This window comes from Butyrivibrio fibrisolvens, assembly GCF_023206215.1.
In the GTDB taxonomy this organism is placed as follows: domain Bacteria; phylum Bacillota; class Clostridia; order Lachnospirales; family Lachnospiraceae; genus Butyrivibrio; species Butyrivibrio fibrisolvens_C.
Genome location: NZ_CP065800.1, coordinates 734,489 through 752,349 on the forward strand (window position 1 = coordinate 734,489; position 17,861 = coordinate 752,349).

Below are 17,861 nucleotides of genomic sequence, written 5' to 3' on the forward strand. Positions count from 1 at the left end.
TCCAAAACACTTTGCATTACAGCACCTTGCGGTGGACGCTTCCTGTAATAGCTGTGAGTTGTGGGATTATGCAGCTATAAGCTTTGCTCCTCCCGGATACTTGATGTCCTCAAGCATCTTTGATGCATCGTAGCTGACTCCTTTTACAAGGACTACATGGAATACTCTTATCAGCTTACAGGCTACTGCTGTTACCGACTGCATCTTCTTTAACGGATTGTCATTTCTGGTAGTGTAATAATTATGGATCTGCTTGAATTCTGCATTCTTTCCGATAACCGATATGGCTGCCTGAATGAGCAGATATCTCAAGCGCTTTCGCCCTCTTTTACTTATCTTGGTCTTGCCATTATGCTTTCCAGAACTGTCTTCTACCAGTTCCAATCCAGCAAGTTTCTGAAGTTCTTTGGAATTATCAAAGCGCGTGATATCTCCAACTTCCGCTATAAAACCTGCTACTGTTATTATCCCTACACCCTTTATCTCAAGCAACTTATCCACATGCTTTATCTGAAGGGTGAGGTTCTTGATCAGATCATTGATCTGTTCAAGCCGTTTTGTCTGTGTCTCATAATCCTCTATGAGATCCTTTATTTCGATTCTGGCCTCAGTAAGACCTTCCTTAAAGCCTATACTGTTCAAAGCCCTATTAAATATGGTTATGGCCTTCTTATGACCATTTCCACGCAGTTTTGCGTCCTTCCATATCTTAATGATACCTTCAACACCAATCTCTATTATATCTTCCGGAGTAGGTGCATTCTTTAAAAGGAGTATGCCTCCCTTGGCATCTATATGTGTATAAATTCCTTTGTATTCAGGGAAATATACGCTGATCCATTTATGAATCCTGTTCTTACAACGTATCTGCTCCTCTACCAATGTAAATCTACGGTTTGAAGCATTTCTGAGTTCCGCATATATTCCTGATGGCATATATGTGTAGAAGTAGCGGCCATCTCTTACGAGATTAGCAATGACCTTAGGATCTTTACAGTCATTCTTTGACGGACTGTTATCGTCAAGCTCTTTGGACTTATGTACATGATGAGGATTAACCATGACAAACTTTATATTTTTGCCATTCATATACTGCCCAAGGTTAAACCAGTAGTGCCCCGTGGGTTCCAGACCTACAAGGGTAATCTCAAGGTTGTTCTTGTCCATCAGGTCATTTACTACATCATGGAAAGCGTTGAATCCCTCCATTGAATTGGTGAATGGGATAGGTCTTCTGGTGAGTTCGATTCCTCTCCAATCAAAAGCCCTGAAATAGTGCTTAACGCTTCCAACATCAATACCGACAATCATTGTCTTTTCTGTCACTTGTCTAATCTTTTTGTTTTGTGTAGAATTCATTTGTAGATACCTCTCTTTTTCTGTTTTTGCCAACTTCGACGGGTCAGCAATAAACAGTTTAACTGAGGTATCTCTTAATATCCAGAACTACTTGTTTCATCTACACTTTGAATTATACAGGAAGCTAGTCAGAATGAATGACCGATAGAAGGGAGTCTAAAACAATATATGGAAATTATTTTACGATACTTGTATTCGTTTTTTTTATGGATTTATTGGCCGGGTATGGTTATTTATATAGTTTTTCAATTTTATACTAACAATAATATTGAAAATTCCCAAAAGAAACAGGCTAATTTTATTGGAAAGATCATCATGATTATATGCACATACTGTTTAATAAGCGGAGGTGTTTACCAGTATACTTATCACAACTTATTAAGTTTTATCGAATATGATCAAAGCAAATACACTTATATTTGGTGCTCTATAGGTATCGTGTTATTAGAAGTACTGGCTTTTATTGTTACAGAAACAGATAATTATTCCAGAATCGTTATAGCCAGATTTCCTGTGACAAAGAAATTATTATTATTTTTACATTTGTCTGTATTAGGCGTTTTAATCCTCCATCTATTGCTTAAGGCATTTTATAGAGTAAATTTTGGAATTGTAATATGGCGTGTGGAACTGTTCTTATCCTTTTTCATTCCCATTATTTATGAATTCATATCTTCATTTAATATAATGTTATCTTCTAGAAAGGAGTATTTGTGTGTTAATAATGTTTTCTCGCAATCATTACTGATTAGTGATGATTCACATCCTTATACATTCGTTCAAAATAGTGATAACTCCTTTACTATTAGCAATGGAGAAAATAGCATTAATACATTCCCTTTAAAAGAATATCAGATTGCAAAGTTAAAGGAATTATAAATTGATTTGCTTTATACAAAAGGATTTATATTTATGGATAAAAAAGGCTATTGCTTACTATGGGGCAGGTAATGATAGGAGCAATATTTACACTAATACTCGCATTTCAACTGTGGAAATATGATATGAAAGTAATTAGTATCATTTTAATATCTACCGCGATTTGTCAGTACATTTTTATATTTAAAAAGGCTCTATCAAGTCCTAAAAAGCGTAAATGAATAAGTTGAGGAATAATAACAAGTTTCAAATTATATACCAATTCCCAAAGCATACATAGTTGTGATTTATGTTTCGGCCATATGTCAAGAGGCAACTACTTGCATGAAGTTAAAGGAGCGATAGGAAAGATTTGGTTAAATTATTCAAACTATTATTGATTGCAATCGGAATGTTTTTTTCATTTTTTATTGGATTGTTTATCTTTGTTACTATACATGGGAGAGATGTGAGTAATGTCACGAGTTCTATTTCTATCAAGAAAACAATTATTCAAAATTCGTTTTCTGATAATCAAGAATCAAGTAACTACGAATATAAGAATGATTTGGAATTGAAGTATTATAACACTATCGAAGAGGCTATATCCCATAAAGAAATTTTAGATAAAACAGCAGAAGTGTCTGAGTCAGCGATTTTAAAAATAATGCAACTAGAAAATGAAGAAGCGTATATTGTTTGCGCCGAAAAAGATGGGAGTGTATCTGGGCAGTCAATTTATTGGTATAAATTGAAAATAAAAGATGGGATGTATTCACAACCATATGATTATTCAGGGACAGTTTCAAATATGAAAAAGATGCCCCCATATCGATATGATTTTGATGATTATATTTCTCAGATTGTTGTATGGTCGATTGCTTCACCTCAATATGATATACAAACAGATAGTGGAGATAGTATTTATATTTTCGGGTGGGACAACAAAGATGAAGTCTATGGTTTAACAATTAATGGAGTTAAGCCAAATGATATCATTGAATATGAGCTGGGAGGAAAGACATATTTTTATTTTGAATATATGAGATCAGATATTGTCCAACAATTACTAGACAATGTTAACTTAAGTAGTTTTACATTGAAACAAGTTAGTGATGCTATTGATATTAACTACTAATTGAACTAAAAGACATATTTAGTGTTAAAAATGAAGATATCTTACATATAGGCACAACAGATAAGCCAAGTTTCCAAAGTTATATGCTTGTATATGAGAAAGATACTATGATTATTTCCGTATTCGTCTTTCATAAGGATAATCGAAGCATGTTTCAAATTATATCATCTGAAAAAGAGTATTTTTCAGATGAAGAGTATATGAAAATGTATGACTTGTTGCATTATTGAAATATTTGCAGACTTCTCATCATAAGGATAATAATACCGCTTAGCTATTGAGAGCTTAACAGAGATCAGATATCTAACAATGTCCTTTCACTAACAAAGGAAATCTTTGGGATAACTGGCTAGATTGGGCTGAAAATGGTACATCAAATCAAAAGCGACATGGGCTTAAACAATTATCAAAATATGCAAGACAAGCAGCAGAAACTGCTGAAAACTATGCTAAGAATAGTTGGGTTAGTAAGACTATAACTGGTAGTACTATTAAGTTTATTGAACCTGGTTCTATTAATCCACATCAGTAAAAGCAGCAAAAAAGATGGCTGGAATACCTGATTCGTGGCTCGGAGCACTTAAGGAAAAAATCGATTTAGCTAAAAGCAAAATTAAGACAGAGTGCTAGAACTTAGTATTTGTACTAGTTATTGTAAGTTATATATAGGAGCTAGAGAAAAAGAATTATGATAAAAAAATCTTTGAAGGATAGAATGGCTACAATTGTTTATTGCTTATTTCTTATCATTATCTTTGCAGTTTGCTATTCCGGTAATATAGATACAAAAAAAAATTATAAAGCTGTGAAAGTCGGAGAAGGTATAGCGTACATTCCAATAGATTATTACAATACAAGTACGCGAAAAAGACTGGAAGATTATTATTATTTAGAAACAAGCGAATGCAAAATGATAATAATTGACTATCCAGTGAATTATATTGAACCAGATATTCTGGATAAAATGGGACTCTCTTATGATATTTTATCTAGTATGAATATTATTGAATCCGAGTATGAGCTTCAGGATGTTTTTGACATAGAGGATAGCAATGTAATAAAAAAAGGTCATACAGACAGGAGTAGTTTTCAAAAGTATAGGGTCATATATGAGGCAAAGGATAATATTGTAGCTGTATATGTGTATCACGAAGAAAACAGGAGTGTTTATCAAGTGATTATTGCTGATAAGGAGTATTTTACAGAAGAGGAATATAAAAAAATGTATAGTTTATTGAAATATTGAATTAAATATTATAGTCTTCCAACATCTAAAGTGTGATAGATGTGATTGAAAAAATCATATATTTATGGGGCACATGATGGGTTAAAGAGTATTCATTGTGCATAAATAAGAATCTAAGACTATGACAACATTGCAGAAACAAGTGAAAATCAGATGAATTTATCAGGAAGACTAATAAAAAGTATCCTCCAAATGAAGAAAAGTAGGAGTTTAATACCCTCTAACAGATGATCTTAAAAGCGTGAAAACCCCCAGCTGTATAGGTGTTTTTAATTTTAAGAAATAATCATTGTGACAGAATAGGATCGCCTTAACCGGCGATTCTATTTTTGGGAATTGTTCATTGCAACAGAATAGGATTGCCTTAACCGGCAATCCTATTTTTTGTGAAACATCTTTTAATACCCCCTGCTATGCAGTGGGACAACAGATGCTTTAGCTTACAGTCAAAAACCTCCCGTGATTTTCTCCAAGTCCGATACTCTCAAAAATGCATTTCGTCGTCCAAAAGATGCATTTCGTCAGAAATCAGTTTACAAGACTCTAAACGCATGTATAATGTACAAAGCATCTGTCAAGATTCGCCACAAACGCAAATGAATAATACAACGAAACAAAGATAAAGTAAAAGATAGTACAAGGATATAAAGCAGTTATGATTATCCAGAAATCATTTTCTCACATCTCCTACACATTAGAAGATGATGAATATTCCAAGCTTGCACTGAAGATGATATCAGGTGCAGCGGCTCCCAACATTATAAAGCCAGTAACAACCATGAATAACGGAAGAAAGCGTTTTATGTATTCTGTAAGGGATCTGACGCAGATATCTTTACTTTCTTCGGAAATGGATGAGAAGCAGGCTATACATGTGCTTAGCTCTTACAAGGATGTTTTAAACAGAATTGAAGCTCAGACATTTCTGAAAAAAGATTTCCTTGAGCTTGACACTGATCGCGTTTTTGTTGATGTTAAGACCGGAGATGTCAAGTTTATCATCGTACCGGTTATGACGCATGATAACTCTGGCGGTCATAGATCTTTTCTTAAAAAGAATTATGACTTTATCAGTGCAGTTCTTGATAAGCTGCAGCTTTATGAAGACAGCAGGCTATGCTTCATGCATGATATGTGCTTGTGTATTAGTGGCATGAAAGATGATAATCCGGGTATTCTCTGCGAACTTGAAGATCTTTATACATATCTTATTAGTGAATTTGATATAGAAGCAGATGCTGATATTAAGCAGGAAGATAAGAGATATATAGAATCTTCCCAGGATGAACTTAAGAAAAAAGATAACAAAGCTATAAGTGAGATTGAACTTCACTACGATGGAGATTACGGCACATTTACTTTTTATATAACTAAAAATTCTTTTACTATAGGCAAGGCGCCTGATAATGATGGTGCTCTATCCATGAATCCGGTTGTCAGCAGATATCATCTTGTTATTGAGATTGATGGCGATAAGGCATATGTTACTGATCTTAACAGTAGTAATCATACTTTCATTAACAGGATGATTATTCCTTCGAATCAGAAAGTTTTATTGGAAGACCAGAGTGTTCTCAGAATAGCGAATATGGATTTTGAAGTTAGAATATCAGCATGAGGTTAATTATGAAGCATAACATCGTCCTTATTGTATGTATGGACCAGGAATATATAAGCAGCGTTGAATATGATCTTGCCAGCGTACTTGGCATGGATTATGTGCTGGAAACCATTGATGATACGGCATATCTTGAGGAATATCTTAAATCTTCCCACAGAATAGACACACTTATCATCGACGAAGAACTTGCAGGTGAATTCTGCCAAAAGCAGAACCCGGCTCATGTGTATCAGCTGTCAGAAGGTGATGAGAGTAGCGGGAAGATCAATAAGTATGCAGGATCTCAAGGCATAGTACAGGCCCTTGGAGATATGTATCTTTTAAAGGATACTAATGAACAGGCGCATCTGACGCATCTTATAAATGTCGTATCCGTAAGCGGAGGAGCCGGTAAGACAGTGACAGCCCTTGGAACAGCGTATTGGCTTTCAAGACAAGGATATAAGACCTTGTATGTGGATGCAGAGGATTTCCAGACTTATGATCAGATCCTTGGATGCAGCACCGGAGATGAGGCTTGTGACAGGAAGCTTGCATCTGCGATGAGAGATTGTTCCAAAGAGAGCATTGAGAGCATTATTCAAGCAGATTTTATGGATTATATAAGACCATTTCATGGAATACCTGCTTCTTATGGTGTTGAGATATCCAGGTACTATGAACTTGTAAATATCCTGGTAGAGAGCAGCGATTATGATTATATAGTTCTAGAGCATGGAGCAGGTGTTATAAGTGGCGCCATCATGAGGCAGATCCTTGCAGGAGATCGGCTGATAATAGCAGCTACGCAGAGCGCCAATTCAAGAAAGCGCCTTACAAGATTTCTTGAAAACATCGGTCAGTACTCCGGCCAGAGTTTTATTGTATGTGGAAGATATATAAAGGATAGACCTGACTATCTGCAAGATCCTGTCATTGACGATGACATCCCTATTGCAGAGTACATCCCTGAAGCTGATAAGGAGCTGACTATGAAGGATATATTTGAAAGAAAGCTTCTTAGAGATACTGCAGAAGCAGTTGTGTGAGGGCATATATGGAAGAGAAGATAATAGTCATATTTAAAAATCAGATCACTGGCCAGAGCATAGACCTTGAGATTCCCCTGAACCTTTCAGCAACGGAACTTATAAACGGACTAAACAAAGGCTTTGACCTTGGAATAGACATGGACAACCCTTCAAGATGTTATTTAAGATCCAAGAATCCCACAGCTTTAATAAGGGGTGAAGTAACACTTGAAGAGATCGGACTTAGGAATGGTACGATCATATATTTTGATGGAGTATGGCAGGAAAGACAATGAATTATAGAGTAACTATATATAATTCACGTATCTACAGGGAAGTAACGATAAGTGATAATAGTTTTAATACGCTGAGCATCGGTACCGGAGAGGAGTGCCATGTTGCACTTATAAGAAATGATTATTTTGAAGATTTCAAAATACTTATAGAAAAGCATCAGGACAAGTTTACCCTTTTCTGTGAAGGGGGTATCTATATAAAGAGTGAGGCATCTTTTAATGAGAGTATCCATGATCTTGTACCCGGCGACAGCATAACTGTTCGCTACAAAGCATCAGACGCAGATGTTCTGTATATAGATTTCATGGCCGATTTTGGCATAGTGCAGGACAATTATAACCTGGCTATCCTGATGCCTGTTGGCCGCATGATATATGTTGGCGGCGCCAGCGGAAGCGATATCTTCATCAATGACCTTGTTACAGGCGGTGAATCTGCAGGACTTATCTATAATGGCGATAACTATATACTTGACCCGTCGAACCTTTCATATGGCGTAATGGTTAACGGAGTCTATAAAAAAGGCGATAAGATCAGCCTCTATGACAACGACTTCATATGTATTAACGGCTATTTCTTTTATCTGGAAAAAGGAACTGTCTATACAACAGACTCCGGCAAGGTAACCTCGCATCTGTCTTCGTCTTTGGTGGAGCTGTCAGAAAATCATCTGAATTATCCAAGATTTTTTAGAAGTGTACGTCAGCAGTACAAGGATCCCGATTACAAGATCAAGGTACTGCCTCCTGAGAAAGCCCCTGAGAAGCAAAAGCGTGGTCTTCTTATAACACTGATCCCATCTGTTACCATGTTCGCGGCCATGATCCTCTTAAGAGGTGTTATGGGTGGAAGGAATATAACATACGTCCTGTACTTTGGTATCTCCATGGGCGTTGGAATAATCATGTCCATCGTCAACTATTTTAAGGAGAAAAAAGAATATAAGCAGAAGATGATCCACAGAGTCGAGAAATACAATGAATATCTCGATGATAAGGAAAAAGAGATCATAGAAGCAAGAGAGAATGAGAAGACTATATTCAAAAAGAGAAACCGGAGCCTGAAAGATACTGTAAGCTCCATCGAAAAGTTCGATGCAAGTCTTTTTGAAAAAGCACCCTCCGATGTTGACTTTCTTGATATATGTATTGGCATGGGCAGCGTTGAATCTGTGTGCCAGGTTGAATTCAACGAGAAGCAGTTTGTTGAGATTGAAGACCCAATGATGGAATACCCTGAGAAAGTACATGATAAGTACAGATATATCGATGATATGCCGGTTGTGCTTCACCTGTCAGACAGCAACGCGACAGGTGTTATTGGCGTACGGTCAAAACTGTATCAGATGGCCAAAAACCTGCTGATAGAAATCTGTGGTCAGCATTTTTATAAAGATGTCAAAGTGTTCATGATAATGGATGAGATTGATAAGCAGGACTTTGAATGGATCAGATGGTTTAAAAACATGTCATCTGATAACGCAGCCATGCGTAATCTCATATTTGATGACAGAAGCAGAAAAAGCGGCCTTGCCTACCTTTATGGAGAACTGTCTGCAAGAGAAAACCTTAAAGCTGCTGAAATAGAAAACCTGCCATATATAGTCGTATTTTGCTACAGAAGCGATGCGATAATGAACCATCCTGTGCTTAACTATGTATCCAAAGCCAAGGATCTTCGCTTTGCCTTTGTTTTCTTTGAAGAATATGAAGAACTGTTAAATGCAGGCTGTGATGTTAAGGTGTACTTAGAGCCTCAGGATAACAGAGGTTATATTCAGGATTCCAAGGACGGACAGGAAGTTCAGAACTTTGTATATGACCATGTTGAGCGAATTGTGGCAGAAAAGTGTGCGCTTCGTCTTGGAAGCGTGTACGTAGATGAAGTAAGTCTTGAGAGCACACTTACCAAGAATATCACCATGTATCAGCTTCTTGGCATCATGAATGCTTTTGATCTTGATCTTAATTCAAGATGGAATGCTTCCAAGGTATATGAGAGTATGGCAGCACCTATTGGAGTTAAGAGCGGTGGTGAGATCCTTGCCCTTGACCTTCATGAGAAATTCCATGGACCTCACGGCCTTGTTGCAGGAACTACCGGCTCCGGTAAATCAGAGCTCTTGCAGACATATATACTGTCTGTTGCTACTCTTTTCCATCCATATGAAGTCAGCTTCATAATCATTGACTTTAAAGGTGGTGGTATGGCCAATCAGTTCAGGGATCTGCCTCATCTTAACGGTGCCATCACCAACATCGATGGCAAGCAGATAGACAGATCGCTTATGTCTATCAAAGCTGAACTAATGCGTCGTCAGGAATTGTTTGCCAAGTATGATGTCAACCAGATAGATAACTATATCCGCCTGTATCGTGATGGCAAAACAGATATACCGCTTCCTCACCTGATACTGATCGTAGATGAGTTCGCCGAACTTAAGAGTGACCAGCCTGAGTTCATGAAGGAACTTATATCTGCAGCACGTATAGGTAGATCTCTTGGTGTACATCTCATACTTGCTACTCAGAAACCAGCCGGCGTTGTTAATGACCAGATCTGGAGTAACTCCAAGTTTAAGCTCTGTCTTAAGGTTCAGAGTAAGAGCGACAGTAATGAAGTATTAAAGTCTCCACTTGCTGCAGAAATAAGAGAGCCGGGTAGAGCTTATCTTCAGGTAGGTAATAACGAACTGTTTGAGCTCTTCCAGTCAGCATACAGTGGGGCTCCAACACACCTTGGTAATACAGACAACAAGCGAAAGTTTGAGATAAATGCGGTCACTCTGTCAGGTGCAAGAATCCCTGTATACAGTCAGAAGCCTGAAAAGACCAAGGGAACAGAAACTCAGCTTGAAGCACTTACTCAATATATCCACGACTACTGTGATAAGCAGAATATAGATAAGCTTCCCAGCATAGTCCTTCCGCCGCTTGGAGAGATCATACCCTATCCATCTGATCTTAAGGTATCAGGAACAGACATTACTGTTCCTATTGGTATATATGATGATCCTGCAAGACAAGCGCAGAATGAGCTTGAACTGAACTTTACCCAAAACCATATCTTTATCTTGGGTTCATCACTTAGTGGTAAGTCATATCTTCTTCAGAGTATGATCTATGGTCTTGCGACCAAGTATTCACCGGAAGAGGTCAGCATATATATCATTGATTTTGCATCAATGATCATGCGCACTTTTGAGAAGATGAATCATGTGGGCGCTGTAGTTACAATCAGTGAAGATGACAAGCTTAAGAATCTCATGAAGTTCATGCTGAGCACAATTGATGAGCGAAGAGAGAAGCTTGCAGACATAGGTCTTAGCTCATACAGCGCATATCGTGAGGCGGGCTATAAGGACATGCCACAGATAATCCTCTTTGTGGAGAACTATACTGTATTCAGATCAACTTATGCTGAGCATGAAGATAACTTCCTTAAGATATGCAGGGACGGCGTAGCTGTAGGTATATCTATAGTAATAACCAACCAGCAGACATCCGGTATAGGATACAAACTTCTTACTAATTTTGCAGTTAAGATCGCGCTCAACTGTAATGACCGCTCACAGTATACAGCGCTCCTTGACAGATGTCGTATAAGACCGGACGATGTACCGGGACGAGGCCTCATCCCGATAGACAACGAGATCAAGGAATTCCAGTCATACCTGGCATTCTCTATGGGCAAAGAAGTTGAAAGAATATCAAAGATAAATGAATTTATAGAAAAAGTAAATACAAAGTATGAAGGAAGTATAGTAAAGACAATCGCTTCTGTTCCGGCTCAGGTAACAAATGCATTCCTTAAGAATCAGTATGGAATTAAGGGCTTTGATAAGTACAAGATGATAGAAGGTGTTGCCTACACTGATACAAGAGCTGTACAGACAGACCTTATAAGCAGACCTCTTATGGGAATTCTTGGACGAGAAGACCTTGGAAGGATCGGTTATCTTAAATACTGCATAAATGAGATGGAAGATGGCAATAAGACATCGCCGGTTAAGCTGTACCTGATCGATGATACTGAAGAGAAGTTATCATTCGCAGAAGGACTTGGCATAACAGATAACTATACTACAAGTAATACTGAGATAATCGATATCATCGAGCAGATCCATGACATCGCTAAGACCCGCCACGAAAGACTCACAGCTGATGCAGGAGCACTTGAAGGTGAACCTCTCATAATGCTTATGATCAACTCTAAAACAGCCATGGATACAATTGCATCAAATGAAGATGTATTCAATAAGTATAAAGAGCTTACAGATACCTTCAAAAAGTGCAGGATCTGCATATGGTTTACTAACGTGGACAATAAGGCAATCTCACCGGTAGGCTCTAATCCTATCCATCGTCAGGTAAGAGATTGCGGTAACCTTCTCATGTTCGAGAACATAGGAGATATCAAGATACTGACTATCCCTATGGCGATAGTCAAAGCTGCAAAGAAACCTTGCGTATTGGGCGATGCTTTCTGCATTGCAGGCAATTCGATCACAAGGGTCAAGACACCGCAGGCATAAGTTAAGAAAAATAACAATAATAAATTAAGACAATATAACAATAACAAGACAAGCAACATAGGAACGACAAAAGGAGATAAAGTTTTATGGCAGGAAATAACGGGGAAATAACATGGGACCAGGCGTGAGCTGGCCGAATATTTTACAGCATGTCAGGAAAAGTATAATGCTTTCCTGTCAATGTCAGATACACTGATTCTGAAATTCAAAGCATTCGTAGATGACGATACACATACAGGACCTGAAGCAGAGGCAGCCAAGGCCTTCATACAGGACTATCAGATCAAGATGATAGAAGACCTCGTATGGGTAATACAGGAATTCATGACTAAACAGGATGAACTTCTTGAAAACTTCAAGGATGAAGTTACAGAAGATGACACCGCCAGAATGAAGCTATCACGTCTTGAAGAGATAATAAATGACTTCGAGACCTATATCAGCAATTTCGAAACAGTAAGCGACGATATAGAAGAGGTATATCAGGGACTGGTATCAGGATGCTCCATAGCAGGCGTGGAATTCACCCAGCCACTGCCCGGCAATACCAAGACATACTTTGGTTTTATCACAAGAAATAACAGCACTGAGGGAAGAGTACCTAAGACCAAAAATTGCCTTTGCAGCTTCAATGATACCCATGCAAACGAGATAACAGGATCAGAAATCGATTCATTCCTTGCAGACATAGAATCAAACTTAAAAGGATTCCTTGAACTTACATCACAGCAGTTGCAGGATACTGTTCTAAACTACTCAGATACTACCCTCCTTCCTTGGTATAAAGATCCATCCTCATCACTTGATGAAGCTACCAAACAGGAATACGACACCTATATGCAGAACATGGCCGATTACCTTAATGGTAATAAGGAAAGATGTGAAGTATATAAATACGATCCTGTAAACATGTGTACAGGTAACTACATAAATGAGCATGAAGATCTCAAGATAGGCGGACTCTACCCTCTTACATTCAAAAGATTCTATAACGCTCTTCCATCATCCAAAGAAGACTTCATCCTTGGAAACGGCTGGAGCACAACCTATTCAGAGCACCTTACAAGAGACGAAGAAGGAATCCGCATATCCTATGCAGACGGAAGTATAGGCCTTTATAAAGAGCGCATCATCAAAGGTAAGAAGTACTACGAAGAGATCCATGGCGAACCAGGCCTTTTGTCAGAGATAGAAGATGACTCAGAATCAACAGCCGAAGAGATAATAAAAAAGAAAACCTATATCCTCCGTCAGGACAATGGCCAGTACAAGAAGTTCGATGAAAACGGATATCTTGTGGAACTGGGTGATGATAATGGAACAGTTGCAGAGCTTTTATATACTAATGTGAAAGTGGCTGAAAACAAAGACCAGGATGCTGATAGTCAGGCAGACGATAGATCTCAGGTAAAACGCCTTGCATCTGTTAAAACGCCGGGAAGCGCAGCACTGTTCTTTACATACAATGAATACGGTAACATAGAAACCCTTAAGGATCATACCGGAAGGGTTGTTAAGTATACCTATAAAACCAGGGACGTGTCAGTTGAAAATAGTTTAGACGAATCATCTGTAAACGGATCATCAGAAAACTCACAACAAGGTACAGAGTCTTTAGAGAATCTTTCTAAGGCTACATCTTTAGAAAACACGCATACTGAGATTGGTTCTTCTAAACAGAATCGTTCTAAATCCGTTCAGGTTCTTGCATCAGTTACATATGCTGATGGCACAACAGCCTCTTATGATTACTCAGAGGATGGCAAGATCTCAGAAGTAACTAATCAGCGCGGCATAAAAGCTATAACCAACATCTATGACAGTCAGGGAAGAACCATAAAGCAATCGTTCCCGGATGGCGGAGTCATGACTTATGCATATGATGACAAGAAGCGCACCACAACAGCAACAGAGCAGAACGGCAACAAGGTAGTATATAAGCATGATGCCAAGATGCGCCATACTGGTACAAAGTATTATGACGGCGAAGAAAGCTTCACATACAATAAGCGTAACCAGAAGATATCACATACCAACAAGCTTGGATATACAACTAGATATACCTATGACAACAGAGGTCACCTTACAAGCATTATAGATCCCATGGGCCATAAGACCTGCATGACCTATAATGCGGACGGAAGACTCATGGCATTAAAGGATCCAAAAGGAAACAGCTATAAGTATACATATGATATACAAGGTAACCTCTTTGAAGTTAAGGATCCTCTTGGCAATAAGAAGCGCTTCTACTATACAGGAAGATATCTTAAGAAGGTTAAGGACGAAGAAGGAAACATAACCCTTCTTAGTTATGATGCAGAAGGAAACGTAAGCTGCATAACAGACCCGGAAGGAGTAAAGACCTTCTATAAATACGACAACCTCGGAAGAGTAATAGAAACAAGTGATATAGAAGGAAACACCAAAAAGTACACCTATGATGATGCTGACAGGATAACATCCGTAACAGATGCCCTTGGTAACAGAACATCATATGAGTATAACGAAAGCGGAAAAGTAACAAAGATAACAAATCCTGACGGAACATCAAAAACATGGGAATACAACATCATAGGAAAGCCATGCAAGGTAACAGATGAAGCAGGAAGAGTAACAAATGTTGACTATAACAGTATGTGGAAGGAAGAGAAGATAACCCTTCCTAACAACGGAACAATACTTTACGAGTATGATCCTCTCATGCGTGTCAAAAAAGTCACAGATCCTGAAGGAAGAACCACAGGCTATGACTACGATAAGAATGGCAACGTATTAACAAGATACCTTGGAGATATCAAGGTAAACAGCCGAAAGTACAACGCCCTCAATCAGGTGATCAAAGAAACAGATGCCCTTGGTCATGAGAAGTCTTATGAGTACGATGAGAATGGCAAGATCACAGTTGTAACAGATACACTTGGTAACAGATACACAAGAGAGTATAACGAACTTGGAAGAGTAGTAAGACAGACTGACCCTCTTGGACATGGCTCTTCTTATACCTATACAAAGTCAGGTGCCATAGAGACTGTAACAGATCCTGCCGGAAGAGTAAGAAGATTTGAATATACAAAGTCAGGAAAGCTTCATGCTATATATTTCTGCGGAAGAAAAGACCAGGAACTAATCTATGACAATGCAGGCCGAGTAGAAAAGAGAACATTCGCTGATGGCTATACTATCAGCTATTCTTATGATGCCCTTAACAGAGTAGTAAAGGTAGAAGGAAGTGACGGACGCACAGCATCATATGAATACGATGCCATGGGAAGAGCTACAAAAGTATCTAACGGACGTAGCACTACACTTTACACCTACACACCAACAGGAAAGCTAAAGAGCGTAGTAGATGCTCTTGGAAATGAAACAGTATATACTTATGATGCGCTTGATAAGCTTAAGAGTATCCACAGAGTAGAAGGAATGATCGAAAAAGATGAAAAATCATCAGATGACTTCCCAATAGTAGGAGAAGACGGTCATGTAAACCTCTATTCCTACAACCTTGCAGGTCAGCTCACAAAGGTAACAGATGCTCTGGGTCAGGAAGAAACATATGAGTATGACCAGTATGGCCGTCTAATAACTAAGACTGACAGAGACAGCTACGATACAACATACGAATACAATAACCTTGGAGCTATAACTAAAGTTGGCTATGGTGATGGCAGAAGTGTAGCCTTTAGCTATAATGAACTTAATCAGCTGAGTAAGATAAATGACTGGCTCGGAACAACAACTATTGAAAACGACATCCGCGGACACCTTACAAAAATAACTGATTATCAGAACAGAACAGTAAGCTATGAATACAACTCCATAGGAGAAAAAACTAAGCTTACATACCCTGATGGAAGAGAAGCTGTATATATTTACGACGAAGAAGGAAAACTATCATCTATCACAGGTAACGGAGAAGAGACAAGTTACTTCTATGATGAACTTGGACGTCTGTCAGAAAAACTACTTCCAAACGGAGTAAAGCAGGACTATTCATACCTTCCGGGTGGAAACATTGAGAGCATGACAAGCATAGATAAGGAAGGTATACTTGATAAGTACTTCTATTGCTACAACAATGCAGGCCTGATTTCAGGAATCAATAGAGAAAGAAGAGATCTTGAGAATATATCAGGTCAGTATGAGTACAATTACGATCCTATAGGACGCCTTTTACAGTCAAGCCTTAACGGTCAGGTTAAGTCAGCATATGAATATGATGCATTTGGTAACAGAACAAGCCTTATAGAAGGAGAAACACAGACAACCTATAAGTACGATGCTCTCGACAGACTTGTAGAAGCAAGAGAACTAAATAATGCGCAGGCAATCGTAAAGACATATGATTACGATAAGCGTGGTAATCAGACAAGAGAATTCGTAGATGGACTCCTACAGAAGACCTTTACTTTTGATGCTACAAACATGCTGTCAAAGGTAGTAGATACAGATAAGGGAGAACTTGAAAACCAGTACAACGGACTTGGATTCAGAGTAGCATCCACAAGACCTGAAGAGAAGATAGAGTATCTCTGCGACCTTTCAAGAGATTATTACAACCTTCTTGAGCGAACTGTAAATGGCGAGACAGAAAGCTTCATCTATGACAACAATGTAGTATCAATGTCAAAAGCAGGAAACAGCTACTATTACCTCCAGGATGAACTTGGCTCACCAATGTACATGACAGGTACAGACGGAGCAGCAGTATCATCATATGCCTTTGATGATTTTGGACGTAGTATTGATCCATTCACAGGCAAGATTAAAGAGGCAGGCAATAAACAGCACACTAAGCATGCTTATACCACAGAAGGAAACATCATCCAGCCATTTGCATTTACAGGCTATCAGGAAGATGAAGTATCAGGTCTTAAGTTTGCACAGGCAAGATACTATGATACAACCACAGGAAGGTTCCAGTCTGAAGATCCAAGAAAGGGATTTATAAATAATCCTCTTACCATAAACCATTATGGATACTGCTTTGGAAATCCGGTTGGATTCTCAGATAAGAATGGTAAGTGGCCCGGATGGATGGAAGATGCATGGGATACAGCTTGTGATGTTGCAGGTGATGTGTGTGATGCGACGAGTGATGCATGGGATACAACATGTGAAGTTGTCAGCGATGTTGCCAAAGATACTGTAGATGCAGTTAAGACGGTAGGTACTTTTGTTGCTGAACATCCTATGGAAGTTGCAGTTACAGCTGTTGCAGTAGCAGCCACGGCCGCTACTGGAGGCGCTGCACCAGCACTATTTGTTGCAGGAGCAAGCCTTGTCGGAGGCGGAGTATTTGCCGCGTGTAGTGATGGAGATAAGGGAGATGCATTTGCTGAAGGAATGGCAATCACAGCTTCAGCTACAAGCATCTTTTATATGGGTGCTACATACCTGCTAGGTGGAGGCCTTGCGGCCGGAGCAACCGGAACTGAAGCTGGAACACTTACTTATTGGGCAAATTATTCAACCCAAGAAACAGTTGCGTATGGTGAAACATTTGGAAAGATGGGAACATACGTAGAAAATCCTAATATACTGGTAGATTGGGAGCAATATGCATTTCATGGTTCAGAACGAATGATGGAACGAGGAATTACGCGAGAGATGATAGAGTATTATATTTCAGAGGGAAAAGTTTTGATGCAGGGAGCAGGAACAAAATTTGCATATGTAACAACAGAAGGAGTAGCAGTCGTTAGTAACACTGGGAGATTGATTACTGCTTGGACTAAAGATACTTTTGATGCAAACATGATAGAGATTGTTGAAAGGCTTTGTGGCGAATAGAA

8 protein-coding genes are annotated in these 17,861 nt (G+C 38.7%); 7 read left to right on the forward strand and 1 reads right to left on the reverse strand.

Annotated features, from left to right (window positions below; all coding sequences use genetic code 11):
* Positions 1-66: 66 nt before the first annotated feature.
* On the reverse strand, positions 67-1,359 hold the full coding sequence (locus tag I7804_RS02990; protein ID WP_248404858.1) for an IS110 family transposase: 1,293 nt from the start codon (positions 1,357-1,359) through the stop codon (positions 67-69).
* A 1,255-nt stretch (positions 1,360-2,614) separates the two neighbouring features.
* Between I7804_RS02990 and I7804_RS02995 the strand changes: the two genes are divergently transcribed.
* The 7 genes from I7804_RS02995 to I7804_RS03025 all read left to right on the forward strand — a co-directional run bounded on the left by I7804_RS02995 (position 2,615) and on the right by I7804_RS03025 (position 17,859).
* Entirely contained in the window at positions 2,615-3,355 is a 741-nt protein-coding gene (locus I7804_RS02995) for a hypothetical protein (protein WP_248404860.1), read from the forward strand.
* Positions 3,356-4,070: 715 nt separating this feature from the next.
* Entirely contained in the window at positions 4,071-4,601 is a 531-nt protein-coding gene (locus I7804_RS03000; protein ID WP_248404861.1) for a hypothetical protein, read from the forward strand.
* A 655-nt stretch (positions 4,602-5,256) separates the two neighbouring features.
* Positions 5,257-6,219, forward strand: a complete 963-nt coding sequence (locus I7804_RS03005) for an FHA domain-containing protein (RefSeq protein WP_248404862.1) — start codon at positions 5,257-5,259, stop codon at positions 6,217-6,219.
* A gap of 8 nt (positions 6,220-6,227) precedes the next feature.
* On the forward strand, positions 6,228-7,250 hold the full coding sequence (locus I7804_RS03010) for an AAA family ATPase (protein WP_248404863.1): 1,023 nt from the start codon (positions 6,228-6,230) through the stop codon (positions 7,248-7,250).
* Between the two features lie 8 nt (positions 7,251-7,258).
* Positions 7,259-7,528: an EsaB/YukD family protein gene (locus I7804_RS03015; protein WP_022756129.1), complete on the forward strand. Its 270-nt coding sequence runs from the start codon at positions 7,259-7,261 to the stop codon at positions 7,526-7,528.
* Positions 7,525-12,063 (forward strand): type VII secretion protein EssC, encoded by a 4,539-nt coding sequence (gene essC / locus I7804_RS03020; protein WP_248404865.1) that lies wholly within the window; start codon positions 7,525-7,527, stop codon positions 12,061-12,063. Before I7804_RS03015 ends, essC begins: the two co-directional genes overlap by 4 nt.
* A 180-nt stretch (positions 12,064-12,243) precedes the next feature.
* Positions 12,244-17,859 (forward strand): DUF6531 domain-containing protein, encoded by a 5,616-nt coding sequence (locus I7804_RS03025; protein ID WP_248404867.1) that lies wholly within the window; start codon positions 12,244-12,246, stop codon positions 17,857-17,859.
* Positions 17,860-17,861 lie beyond the last annotated feature (2 nt).